Genomic DNA, 12,518 nt, shown 5'->3' on the forward strand with positions numbered 1-12,518 from the left:
GCTTTTTATCTTTTCAATGTGCTGCATTATTAATTTCAATCCAATTGTTTTCTGGATCTTTTAAATAAATCTGTCTAACACCATCCGCTCTTAAGGTTACCGAGTTTTCTTTACCTGGCCAGTCGTAATATGTAATATCTTTTTCTTCTAAGGAAGCTATTAATTCATCTAATTTTTGAGTAGCCAGACATAAATGAACACTTTTGCTATGCTGCATGGCAACGCTGTCTTTTCCTATTAAATGTAATTGAGAATTTCCTTGAATTACAAACCACTTAAAACCGGTTGGAGCAGATGGATGAGGAATTTCTTTTAGGTTTAATACATTTTTGTAGAAAGAACCAACTTTATCGAGGTCTTTTACTATGACGGAGTAGTGGTCGTAATTAAAATCAAATGACTGGGCAGAGATAATAGAGCTGTAAAGTACCAGTAGAATTACGGTAAATTTTTTCATTGTTTTTGTTGTTTAAGTTTGGTTCAATTTACTTAAAAATAAAAGAAGCTATCTGTTAAGATAGCTTCTTTTATTGTAGACTTATTGACCATTTAATGGTGGTGGACCATCTATCATTGGTTCGTAGACCTCGTCTCCTTTTCTAGTTTTAAACTCTTCTTTTACTTTATTGACCAGTTTAGGGTTTTGAAACAGATCTAACATGGTCATAGCCATTGCTTTTGATGCGTGAATCATTCCTTTATGACCAATAGACATTCCTCCACATGCTACCACGGCCCAAGAATGCCATGGAGTTCCAGTTGGTGCTACCGATACGCCTAAGTTAATATTCGGTACGTTCCAACTAACATCGCCAACATCTGTAGAACCACCACCAGGACTCTCAAGGGTTTCACGTAATGGGTGTACAGTGCCATCAAGGCCGACTTCTGGTTTACCCGTTGCTTTTTGAATTGCTTTTCCAAATATGGTTTCTTCTTCAGTGTATGTAATAGGTCCCAAAAGCTCTAAATTATTCTGCATGATTTCTCCTCCAGAACGGTTTACCAGTGTTTCGTAAATTCCGGAAACCAAAGAAATCTTATAGTCTACATTTGCCATAATCGCGGCACCTTCGGCCATTTCTTTTACGCGCTCATAAGTTGGAAGCATTTTTGCTCTTTTAGGATCTCTAACACGTACCCATAATTTGGCATAATCAGGTACTACATTTACTACCTGACCTCCATCTTGTATGTGATAGTGTATTCTTGAAGTGGGTAATATATGCTCTCTGTAATAGTTTATACCTGTGGTATAAAGTTCTAATGCATCAGAAGCACTTCGTCCGTTCCATGGATCCATAGAAGCGTGTGCGGTTTGTCCGTAGAACTCTACAATAAAATCGATTAAAGAAAGGCCGCTTTGAACATCTGCTTCAATCTGTGCAGATGGGTGCCAGCTTATATTCACATCTACGTCGTCCCAAAGTCCTGCTTTCACCATCCAAACTTTTGCAAAGTATTTTTCTTCGGCAGGTGTTCCTAAAAACTTAACTGTTCCTTTTATTTTTCCTGCATCCATTAATTCCTTTATGGCAATTGCAGATCCTAAACTTGCGGTGCCGAACATGTTATGCCCACAGCCATGCCCAGCAGCACCTTCTTTTAAGGGTTCTTTTACCGGTGTAGTCTTTTGTGAAATGCCAGGTAGTGCATCAAACTCGCCTAAAATACTGATTACTGGACTACCAGACCCGTAAGTCGCGGTAAAAGCAGTAGGTATATCGGCTACACCTCTGGTTACTTTTAAACCGTTCTTTTCTGCATAGTCAGCTAAAATTCGTGAAGATTCGCTTTCGTTGAAAGCAGTTTCGGCAAGTGCCCAAATAGAATCACTGATTTTTATTAATTCTGCTTTATGTTTTTCAACAGAAGCAACAATTAAATTTTTGTCCTTGCTCATTTTTTGGGCAAAAACCGATGCGCTCATGCATAGACAGAGCGCCATTAGAAATGTTTTTTTCATTTTTAGAATTAGTTTAAGTAGTTGTTTTGATTAGTCCTTTTAAAGATACTCAACTTTAATCTAATTCCTTCTTTTGAATTTATGTACGATAAAAAATTATGAAAATCGTAATTAAGCGACCGCTTCTTTATAGGTTTCTAAACAGCGCTCTCTGGCCATTTTATGATCTACCATTTTTTCTGGGTAATCTGTTGTACCGTATTCATGGATCCACTCTTTTATGTATTTCTTGTTTTTATCAAATTTATCAACCTGTGTCATTGGATTGAAAATTCTAAAATAAGGAGCAGCATCAACGCCACTACCTGCTGCCCATTGCCAATTACCAATATTTGAGCTCATTTCATAATCTAATAATTTCTCAGCGAAATAGGCTTCTCCCCAGCGCCAGTCTATCAATAAATGTTTGCATAGAAAACTAGCTACCAGCATTCTTACCCTGTTATGCATATAGCCGGTTTCATTTAGTTGGCGCATACCTGCATCAACTAACAAATACCCTGTTTTGCCGTTTTTCCATTTTTCGAATTCTTCTTCGTTGTTACGCCATTCTATTCGATCGTACTTAGCCCTAAAAGATTTGTTCACCGTATGTGGGAAATGGTAAAGAATGGACATGAAAAACTCTCTCCAAATTAATTCGCTCCAAAATACTTTGTTCTTCTCTGCAATTGCCTTTTTCATCATTTTACGAACCGATACCGTACCAAAACGTAAATGAGGTCCTAATCGAGATGTTCCGTTATCTTTAGCGGGGAAGTTTCTGGTGTCTTCATAATTATCGATAAGGGTTGGTGTTACATCATAATCTGGAACTTTAATCTTAGATATTTCAAAACCGATATCATGTAATGATACATTGGGCAGTCTTGAATTTTTAATAAGATTTGATAAATACTGACTTGTGTAATGAATATGTAAATCTTTATTTTCATTAAACTGTTCTTGCCACTTATTCTTATAAGGCGTATAAACAACATAAGGGTCGCCATCACCCTTTACTATTTCAGATTTTTCGAAAATTACCTGATCTTTAAATGTTATAAATTGAATATCATTCTTCTTAAGAAAATTAGATATTTTCTCATCCCTTTCCTTGGCATATGGTTCATAATCTCTATTGGTAAAGACAGAAACTACCTTATAATCTTTAATTATATTTTTAAATGCTTCTAGTGGGGTGTCATGATAAACAGCTAAAGAACTTTCATGGTCATCTTGTAGCTGCTTGCGCATGGCTTGCAAGGTATCATGTATAAAAGAAACCCTTGCATCATCTTTTGGTAGTTTTGAGAGTATTTCTTTATCAAAAATAAAAATAGGTAGTACAGGAACATCACTTTTAAGCGCTTCTAAAAAACCAACATTATCATCAAGCCTTAAATCTCTTCTGAACCAAAATACAGATACTTCTTGTGCCATTTAATGAACGTTTAAGGTTGATAGTCCGCCATCTACTCCAATAATTTGACCTGACATCCAAGAGCTTTTATCACTCAATAGAAATATCGCAGTTTGGGCAATGTCTTCTGCATTTCCTATTCTATTTAAAGGATGTCTTTGGTTCATGGCTTCCCTTTTTTTATCATTATTTAAAAGTCTTTTTGCTAAAGGTGTATCTACCAATGAAGGAGCCACAACGTTTACTCTAATCTTAGGTGCATACTCGGCTGCCAAAGATTTTGCAAAACCTTCAATTGCTCCTTTTGAAGCGGCAACACTGGTGTGGTATGGCATACCGGTACCAACAGCAATAGTACTAAAAAAGACTATACTTGATTTGTCGTTCATTTTTGAGATAATACCTTTAATAACATTTACCAAAGAAAAGAAATTAAGATGCATATCATCTTTCATCGTTTCTAAAGACATCATCTTAAAAGGTTTCAAATTGATGCTGCCGGGGCAATATACAAATCCGTCTAATTTTTCTGGTAGTGTAGACAAGTCAAGTTCATCTACGGTAACATCGAAAGGAATGTGAGTAATGTTCTGTTGTAGATTTTCGCTTGTTCTTGAAGCTACGAATAGCTTATGTGTTTCTTTAAGTTCCTCAACAATCGATTGCCCAATACCGTAGGAACCTCCTATTAATAATATATTTTTCATTTAAAAAGATTTAAATTCAAGTTGATTCGGAATCGTTTCTATAGAGCCGAATAATTCTTTTAATTTTTGTTCGCGAAAATGGAATATTTCCTTTAATTGATTTTTTACTAAGATGGGGTGTACCATTTGCCCTAGAACACCCATTGGTAATTTATAATCAATGATGTCTTCCATTTCTACGCCTTCATTAATTTCTTTAATGAAATGTTTGTGATGCCATAATGCATAAGGTCCAAATCTTTGTTCATCAACAAAGTAATTTCCCTGTTCTATATGTGTGATTTCAGTGACCCATTTTGTAGTATATCCAGGAAAAGGAGAAACTTTATATTGAATAATTTGACCGGGAAACATATCTCTATCGGCTCCCGATATAATATTGAAACCCATATGTTTTGGTGTAATAACTTTTAAGTTGGCTGGGTCGGATAAAAATTGCCATGCTTCAAGTTTTGAAATTGGTAAGGCTTGTTTAGAATGTAGTTGATATAGTTTCATAAAGGTATTTAATAGTCAAACAAAAATGTTTGTTTAACATTATGTAAAAATAATTAAACAAATTGAAATTAGCTTTCTTATCGGTTTAAAAATTAACTTTATCGATAAAATTGAATTTAGGTCACTTAAAAACAAGCGGTTAACATTATTCTGACTTATTTTGTAACCATGAAGGTTTTAAATCAATTTTTACTTCTAATAATGGTCATTTGCGGCGCTAAAGGTTTAGCTCAGCAAAATGTACAAACCGTGGGGGAATTACCTAATGAAATATTTGAAACATCGGGACTTATATATTTCAACGGTAATTTGATTACTCACAATGACTCTGGTAATGAGCCTATACTTTATGAATTGGATACTTTGTCTTTATCTATACAAAGACAGGTGACAATTAGTAACGTTACCAATATTGACTGGGAAGCCATCTCACAAGATCAGAATTACATTTATATAGGCGATTTTGGGAATAATGTAGGTACAAGAATGGATTTGGCCGTATACAGAATTTCCAAAGCCGACTACACCGCTTCAGATTCCGTAACAGCTGAAATTATTAATTTTTCATATGAAGATCAAGTAGACTTTAGTAACAACGGTAATAGTGATTGGGATGCAGAGGCTTTTGTAGTATTAAATGATGGCATACTTGTTTTCACTAAACAATGGCAAAGTCTTGGCTCGGTGGCATATCAATTTCCTAAAGTTCCGGGTACCTATATCGCAAGTAGGGTAGGAGCTATAGACGACGTCGGGCTAATTACTGATGCTACATATGATATAGATTCTAACAGGTTAATATTCTTGGGGTATTCTTCAATTTTAAGTCCCTTTGTCGGTATAATAGAAGATTTTAATTTAATTATTCCTTTCGAAGGATATACCGAACATTCTCTTGGGCTCAATTTTGTTCAAGCAGAAGGAATTACACAAACCATATCGGGGCAGTATTTTTTTTCTTCTGAATACTATTCAAGGCAAACCCCAACTATAGTATCTCCCTCAGGGCTGTTTTCATTTCAAGTACCCGAAATTGAAGAGGAAGAGCCGGTTGAGCCAGAAATTCCAGAGGAGCCAGAAGAGCCAGAAAATCCTGAAGAGCCCGAGTTACCCGAAAACGATGATGAAAATGAAAAACTAATTATTTATAGGGATAATTCTTCTGATCGTTACTATTATTCCATTACTACAGACAAGGCTGTTTACGGTCAGGTTATCTATGATGTTACGGGAAAAGAGGTTTATAAAAACTCTGAAAATGTGGAGAGAAAAGGTATTATTGCACATCATTTGGAATCTTCCATATACTATTTGGCTATTTTTCTCGAAGATGGGGTCATTGCCACTTCATTTGCAGTTTTTTAGGGCTCCACTTGCTATTTAAGTATTTGTTAACATTTCTACCCTTTCTTTATAAGTAGTTTTGTGATTATAACTAATCAGATAAACAATTATGAACAAAGTAGTACTTTTTTTATTGGCAATTGTAGCTTCATTAACCGTTGAAGCACAGATTAATACACCAGCACCTAGCCCTGCTGCAAAATTAATGCAGACTGTAGGTTTAACAGAGGTAACTATTGACTATTCAAGACCATCTATGAGAGGTAGAAAAGTTTATGGTAACCTTGTTCCTTTTGATAAATTATGGCGTACAGGTGCTAATGCATATACTAAAGTTTCTTTTGATACTGACGTTACCATTGGCGGTAAAGAAGTTAAAGCTGGTACTTATTCTATTTTCTCAAAACCCGGAGCTTCTAACTGGGAAGTGTATATCTACACAGATATTGTTGGTGGTGGAACACCTAGTAATTGGGAGGAAAGTAAAATTGCCGCTCAAATAACGACACCGGTCTATAATATTGAAATGCCAGTTGAAACTTTTACCATAACTATTGATGATGTCACCAGTACAGGAGCAAATATTGGCATTATATGGGAAAACACCTATGTGGCAATTCCATTTTCAGTTCCTACCGATGCTACCGTAATGAGTAATATAGACAAAGCCTTAAACGGACCGTCTGCTGAAGATTATTACGCAGCGGCAGTATACTACTCCAGTGAAGGAAAAGATATCAATAAAGCCAAAGAGTGGATGGACAAAGCAATATCCATGACCGAAAAACCGGCATTTTGGCAATTAAGACAACAGTCTTTAATTTTAGCAAAAGCGGGCGATAAAAAAGGAGCGATCGCAGCTGCTAAAAAATCATTGGAAGGAGCTACAGCTGCCGGAAACAATGATTACATTAAAATGAACAACGATTCAATAAAAGAATGGAGTTCTAAGTAAATTGATTCATTCTATAGAATTAAAAAGTCCGTGTTATTACACGGACTTTTTTTATGGTTTAACACTGAGTGTTATTCAAAAACCTTAACGCCATCATCAATATCCAAATGGTAGAATTCAGCATCGATATTGGTCTTTTCTTTATAAGATTGTAAAAGAGATCTTATGTTTGATTCTAAATTTTCTGTTTCCATTAAGTTTATTGTGCAACCACCAAATCCGCCACCCATCATTCTAGAGCCTAAAACTCCTTCAAGTTCTTCTCCTATCTGTACTAGGTAATCCAATTCGCTAGTAGTAATTTCATATTGAGTGGACATTGCCCAATGGCCTTCTTTTAATACCTTGCCAACACCTACAGCATCTCCATTGGTCAGCATTTGCATCATTTTAAGTACACGTTCATTTTCTTCTATAATATAGGTTGCACGTTGTATATCAATTAAATTGACCTTTTCTTTTACCTTTTTTAAATCATCTTTGTCAACCTCTCTTAACGATGTAATTTGTGATTTGTATTCTTGTACTTGCTTAACAATGTTCTCACAAGAAACACGCCTTTTATTATATTCAGAATCAACGGCTAAATTATGTTTTATATTAGAGTTGATTAAAACCCAACTATAACCTTTTAGGTTAATAGGAATGTATTTATGACTAAGGTCTTTACAATCTAAAAAAAAGGCATTTCCTTTTTTGCCAAATAGAACTGCATACTGGTCCATTAATCCACAATTAAGACCAATTTTGTGTTCAGCTTCTTGGGCAATTAAAGCTATTTCTTCTCTAGTAATTTTTTGTTTTGAAATTTGAGTAATGGCATAGATAAATCCGCAACATAGGGCAGCGGAGGAAGAAAGACCTGATCCAATAGGTATATCACCACCAAATACACAGTCCATACCTTTTAATGGGTAGTTCTTTGAATCTAAAATTTCAATTATTGCTTTAAAATAATTTCCCCAAAAGGAATCGAACGGTTTGTGCGCTCCATTAAGTTGGAATTCCACTTTTTCTGGCTGAGTCAAAAATGTTTCAATGCGAATGCTATTTTGATCATTATCGGAAACGGCAAAGTATATTCCTTTTTCAATTGATGCGGGTAGTACAAGACCTTCATTGTAATCAGTATGCTCACCGATTAAATTGATTCGTCCTGGAGCTTTGATAAGAATGTGATTTTTACTGTAATTCTCTTCAAAGTAAGACGCAACTTTCTTATGTACCATTAAGTGTTTTATTAAAATCTATAATTCTTAGGTAGATGCCAATGGCTTGTTCAGCATACGGTCAAAGGCTTCAAATATAAATGAAATTATTATAACCAAAGCGGCACCGAAAAAGTTAAGCCATAAGTACCCAAGTTTTTCTTGACCCGAAGGGTAAATATGTATGAGATAGTAGTATATAATGCAAACGATAACCTGTGTTACTACCGCAGCAAAGAATACAGCATTTCCTTTGATAAACTTAAAAAAGAATGCGATTAAGAATATCCCTAAAACATTACCATAAAAAATACTACCAATAATATTAACAAGCTGAATTAAATTATCAAAAAGATTGGCGACGCATGCAATTAGAATGGCAATCACGCCCCAAATTAGGGTGAAGAATTTAGAGGCTTTAACATAATGTTCTTCGGTAAGGTTGGTATCGCCCTTATTTCGTTTATATAAATCTAATGCGGTGATAGTTCCCAATGCATTAAGTTCAGACGCTGTCGATGACATGGCAGCAGATAAAATGACTGCCAAAAGAAGCCCGACCAAACCAGTTGGAAGGTTGTTGAGTATGAAGTGGATGAATACATAATCTTTATCATTGGTTTCAACCACATCGTTGGCTTGACTAATAAGTGATTTAGCAGCCACTCTATTAGTACTGTCCTTTTGGTTTATGCGTATAATCTGTTTTTTTGCTTCTTCAACAGCAGTATATTCCTTTATTTCCAATGCCGCAGAAAACTTGTTTTGTGCGATTCTTTTTTCTGCCTCTAATGCTATTTGACCTTCTTGTAACACTTTATAGTCATCTGCATATTCAGATTCCATAACCGCTTGTGTTGCAGAAGGGTTAAAGTTAAGTGGTGAAGGATTGTATTGATAAAATACGAACACCATTACACCAACCAATAATATGAAGAATTGCATCGGTATTTTAAAGATGGCGTTGAAAACTAGACCTAACTGACTTTCCCTAATCGATTTACCCGATAGGTATCTTTGCACCTGACTCTGATCTGTACCAAAATACGCAAGAAATAGAAATAGCCCGCCGGTAATACCGCTCCAAAATGTATATCGACTAGAGGTGTCAAAATCAAAATTCAATATTTCAAGTTTATTGCTGGCACCTGCAATTTTCATTGCTTTACTAAATGTAATATCGGTAGGTAGGTAGCCAAGAATAAAAAAGAAAGTGATGAACATCCCCGTCATGATTATGAACATCTGTTGTTTTTGGGTAACACTGACTGCATTGGTTCCACCAGATACTGTGTAGATGATAACGAGGGTTCCAATAATTATATTCAAGGTCCTTAAATCCCAACCTAAAACCGCCGATAATATAATAGAAGGTGCGAATATGGTAATACCTGCTGCTAAACCTCTTTGAATAAGAAATAGAACGGCAGCCAACGACCTCGTTTTTAAATCGAACCTACCTTCTAAAAATTCATAGGCCGTGTAAACTTTCATTTTATGGTAAAGAGGTACAAATACCATACAAATGATTATCATAGCTAATGGGAGTCCAAAATAGAACTGAACAAAGCCCATACCATCGTGAAAAGCTTGACCTGGTGTTGATAAGAACGTTATGGCACTCGCTTGTGTCGCCATAACGGATAAACCTATGGTCCACCATTTGGAATCATTACCACCACGAACATAGTCGTCGACGTTTTTACTTCCTTTGGTTTTCCAAACTCCATATATAACTATAAAGAGTAGTGTGCCGGCGAGAATTATCCAATCTAATTCTCTCATATTAATTGAATGATGTCATTACGTAATAGAAAACAAGAACATAAATAAAATTGAGTACCAATAAAATGGTATACTCTTTTTTCCAAGTAGCATTTTCATCTCGTTCTTTGTTCATCCTTTAATTTTCACGTTTGTTTCTACTTTATCCTTGCCAATAGATAACATATTAGAAAATAATTTATATGCTCCTGGTACACCTACAGGTAATTCCCTGAAAAAGCTGAGTCCCGTATAAATATAGTTTCCTTTACCATATGGGGCAATTAATAAGCTGCCTTTTGAGGCATCTTCGCCCTCATCATGCATTTCAAGAATAGGTGTAAATTCTTGACTCCATTTATCGGGAAAATATAGACCTCTTTCCTGTACCCAACCATTAAAATCGTTTTCATCGATTTCATTAGGAAAATGTACCAAAGAATGATCTTTTGCTATTATGTTAACCTCAGAATTTTCATTGGTTACCCTATCTCTTGAAATTTCTATATCATATGGAGCAATATTTTCAAATTGTGCACCCCATCTACTAGCTGTATTATATTGCACAATTACCGTACCACCATTTTTAGCATAATCTAATATAAAACGCTGTTTAAACTTCAGTTCATCTACAACATTATATGCTCTTATGCCAAGTACGACGGCGTCGTATTTTTTTAATGATTCTGCAGTAATTGATGCTGGGTCAATTAGTTGTACATTGTATCCGATCTGTTCTAAACTGGTAGGTACTTCATCACCTGCTCCCATAATGTAACCAATGTTTTCACCGGCTTTTTGAATGTTTAAGCGAACAACTTTTGCCTCCGACGGAAGTAAAACAGTCTGGGTAGGCACATGGTCGTAAGCAATGGTTGCCAGTTCTTTGGTGATTTCCTTTCCGTTTATACTTAGAATAGGGGAGATGATACTTTCGCTTTCGGTAGAAGGCGGACTCAACGTGAAATAAACTGTTTGTTCATCACCTTTTTTGGCTATAGAAAAGTTTTGCTTATTGGCATCTACCTTCCAGTCTTTACCATATTTTAATTCTATGGTACCAGAAATATTGTCTTGGTGTGCTTTTATGGTTACCGGAATTTTTTTCTTATTGGCATCGGCGAAAATTAAAACCTTATCGGTAAAGCTCGCTGTAGCTTCTGGCACAACTTCAAAAGGGTGGTAAATTTCACCCTTATCTGGTTTGGCATATTTATAAACTACAGGAGTGGTAATAGGTATGGTTGTACCATTGATGTCAAGTAAAAATTTGGCATTAAAGGCTCTTGGTGTTTCGGGTTTGCCAATTAAATCTTCATTGGTGACCTTATAGGTGCCTAAAGTTCCTTTTTCCATTAACCAATACGGGCTAGTGTAGTTCGTTGATGCGGGAATAGCCAGGTCAACCTTTTTAGTTATAAGATTGTTATTGGTTAAAGCTTCGTTTTCAATGGCTACTTTTTGAGTATTTAAAAAAACCGATTTTAACTTGATGTTTAAATTACTTCTATTCAATGCTTGCACCTGAACTTCAACTTCTTCCCCAGGGTTGGTGTATGCAGTTTCTGTCGATGCTTCTAAATGCAATCCTGAGATGGCAAAAATTATAGAAGTTAGCTCTTCCGTTTTAATATTTTTCCAATGGTCGTTAGATAAACTTTGTATTAAGTTATATGCTTTAAGTAAAGCAGGTATGTGAATGGTAGGGTCTTTGAAATTAAAATTTTCTTGTACGTTGTAAAGAATATCCCCAATCGCCTTACCGCCATCAACCCTTTTCCAAGTGGTATCAATACCATCAAAAAGGTTCGATTTGTTTTTTGGTAAATCACCTTTTAACAATTCAATGTATTCATCTTCAGTACCTCTTGTGCTTAGTCTGCCAAACCCTTGGCATAGATGTTGGCTGCTTGCCAATGAGGCAATTTCATTATTCGACATTCCTAACATGGGGTAGTAGGTGCCAACGTCCATATGTAAAAGATTAGTTTTATCGGCAGCCTTAAATTTTTCCTGACTTCCATAAAACCACCATGATGTATTAAAGAACAATCTTTTTGGTTGCCATGTTTTGGTAGCTTCAAGTTGCTCAGGGTAAGCACTTTCATCATTGGCAAGATCAAAGGCTTCATAGCTTAACATAGCCGATGCGGTGTGATGCCCATGGGTTGTACCTGGAGTTCTATGATCAAACCTGTTGATAATAACATCTGGTTTAAACTTTCGAATGGTTCTTACCACATCGCCAAGAATGGCTTCCTTATCCCATATTTCTAGAGTTTCAGTAGGTTGCTTTGAATATCCAAAATCGTTGGCGCGGCTAAAAAACTGCTGACCTCCATCAACTCTTCTCGCAGCCAGTAATTCTTGAGTTCTTAAAACTCCTAAAAGCTCGCGTAACTCCGGACCTATTAGATTTTGCCCTCCATCTCCTCTGGTCAAAGACAAATAAGCTGTTCTTGCCTTAACATTGTTGGCCAAGTAGGCAATTAAACGTGTGTTTTCATCATCTGGGTGAGCAGCTATGTAAAGTGCAGTGCCAAGAAAATTAAGCTTTTCAATTGCGTGGTATATGTCTGTAGACGAATTGATCTTAGGGGTTTGGGCGTTTAGTGTGCCGAGTGCAAAAAGACTACAGGCTATAAACCCTAATAGATATCGCATTTTAAGTTGG

Annotated in this window: 10 protein-coding genes; 2 read left to right on the top strand and 8 right to left on the bottom strand. The window is 35.9% G+C overall.

All coding sequences use genetic code 11. From position 1 onward, the window contains the following. Positions 1-13: 13 nt before the first annotated feature. The 5 genes from EXIGUO8A_RS15645 to EXIGUO8A_RS15665 all read right to left on the bottom strand — a co-directional run bounded on the left by EXIGUO8A_RS15645 (position 14) and on the right by EXIGUO8A_RS15665 (position 4,573). Positions 14-457, bottom strand: a complete 444-nt coding sequence (locus tag EXIGUO8A_RS15645; protein WP_159303873.1) for a VOC family protein — start codon at positions 455-457, stop codon at positions 14-16. Positions 458-538: 81 nt separating this feature from the next. Continuing rightward, positions 539-1,966 (bottom strand): amidohydrolase, encoded by a 1,428-nt coding sequence (locus EXIGUO8A_RS15650; protein WP_159303874.1) that lies wholly within the window; start codon positions 1,964-1,966, stop codon positions 539-541. A 111-nt stretch (positions 1,967-2,077) separates the two neighbouring features. Further along, on the bottom strand, positions 2,078-3,388 hold the full coding sequence (locus tag EXIGUO8A_RS15655) for a cryptochrome/photolyase family protein (protein ID WP_159303875.1): 1,311 nt from the start codon (positions 3,386-3,388) through the stop codon (positions 2,078-2,080). Continuing rightward, complete coding sequence (locus EXIGUO8A_RS15660; RefSeq protein WP_159303876.1) at positions 3,389-4,075, bottom strand: SDR family NAD(P)-dependent oxidoreductase; 687 nt, start codon at positions 4,073-4,075, stop codon at positions 3,389-3,391. It lies immediately after the preceding gene. After that, a complete protein-coding gene (locus EXIGUO8A_RS15665) occupies positions 4,076-4,573 on the bottom strand; it encodes an SRPBCC family protein (protein WP_159303877.1) in 498 nt (165 codons plus the stop codon). It abuts the gene before it with no gap. Positions 4,574-4,741: 168 nt separating this feature from the next. Between EXIGUO8A_RS15665 and EXIGUO8A_RS15670 the strand changes: the two genes are divergently transcribed. Both EXIGUO8A_RS15670 and EXIGUO8A_RS15675 read left to right on the top strand, forming a co-directional pair. Beyond that, complete coding sequence (locus EXIGUO8A_RS15670) at positions 4,742-5,938, top strand: hypothetical protein (protein ID WP_159303878.1); 1,197 nt, start codon at positions 4,742-4,744, stop codon at positions 5,936-5,938. A gap of 88 nt (positions 5,939-6,026) precedes the next feature. Then, positions 6,027-6,872: a DUF2911 domain-containing protein gene (locus EXIGUO8A_RS15675; RefSeq protein WP_159303879.1), complete on the top strand. Its 846-nt coding sequence runs from the start codon at positions 6,027-6,029 to the stop codon at positions 6,870-6,872. 71 nt (positions 6,873-6,943) lie between these two features. Here EXIGUO8A_RS15675 and galK read toward each other — a convergent pair whose 3' ends face one another. The 3 genes from galK to EXIGUO8A_RS15690 form a co-directional block, all read right to left on the bottom strand. Continuing rightward, complete coding sequence (gene galK, locus EXIGUO8A_RS15680; protein ID WP_159303880.1) at positions 6,944-8,101, bottom strand: galactokinase; 1,158 nt, start codon at positions 8,099-8,101, stop codon at positions 6,944-6,946. Between the two features lie 27 nt (positions 8,102-8,128). Then, positions 8,129-9,865, bottom strand: coding sequence for a sodium:solute symporter (locus EXIGUO8A_RS15685; RefSeq protein ID WP_116768880.1), 1,737 nt, complete (start codon positions 9,863-9,865; stop codon positions 8,129-8,131). Between the two features lie 111 nt (positions 9,866-9,976). Then, a complete protein-coding gene (locus tag EXIGUO8A_RS15690) occupies positions 9,977-12,508 on the bottom strand; it encodes a PIG-L family deacetylase (RefSeq protein WP_159303881.1) in 2,532 nt (843 codons plus the stop codon). Positions 12,509-12,518 lie beyond the last annotated feature (10 nt).

This window comes from Maribacter litoralis (assembly GCF_902506355.1).
Taxonomy (GTDB): domain Bacteria; phylum Bacteroidota; class Bacteroidia; order Flavobacteriales; family Flavobacteriaceae; genus Maribacter; species Maribacter litoralis.

Bases quoted from the DNA above. Each gene is read 5' to 3' on its own strand.
- EXIGUO8A_RS15645 (WP_159303873.1), bottom strand. From the start codon at position 457: ATGAAAAAATTTACCGTAATTCTACTGGTACTTTACAGCTCTATTATC.
- EXIGUO8A_RS15650 (WP_159303874.1), bottom strand. From the start codon at position 1,966: ATGAAAAAAACATTTCTAATGGCGCTCTGTCTATGCATGAGCGCATCG.
- EXIGUO8A_RS15655 (WP_159303875.1), bottom strand. From the start codon at position 3,388: ATGGCACAAGAAGTATCTGTATTTTGGTTCAGAAGAGATTTAAGGCTT.
- EXIGUO8A_RS15660 (WP_159303876.1), bottom strand. From the start codon at position 4,075: ATGAAAAATATATTATTAATAGGAGGTTCCTACGGTATTGGGCAATCG.
- EXIGUO8A_RS15665 (WP_159303877.1), bottom strand. From the start codon at position 4,573: ATGAAACTATATCAACTACATTCTAAACAAGCCTTACCAATTTCAAAA.
- EXIGUO8A_RS15670 (WP_159303878.1), top strand. From the start codon at position 4,742: ATGAAGGTTTTAAATCAATTTTTACTTCTAATAATGGTCATTTGCGGC.
- EXIGUO8A_RS15675 (WP_159303879.1), top strand. From the start codon at position 6,027: ATGAACAAAGTAGTACTTTTTTTATTGGCAATTGTAGCTTCATTAACC.
- galK (WP_159303880.1), bottom strand. From the start codon at position 8,101: ATGGTACATAAGAAAGTTGCGTCTTACTTTGAAGAGAATTACAGTAAA.
- EXIGUO8A_RS15685 (WP_116768880.1), bottom strand. From the start codon at position 9,865: ATGAGAGAATTAGATTGGATAATTCTCGCCGGCACACTACTCTTTATA.
- EXIGUO8A_RS15690 (WP_159303881.1), bottom strand. From the start codon at position 12,508: ATGCGATATCTATTAGGGTTTATAGCCTGTAGTCTTTTTGCACTCGGC.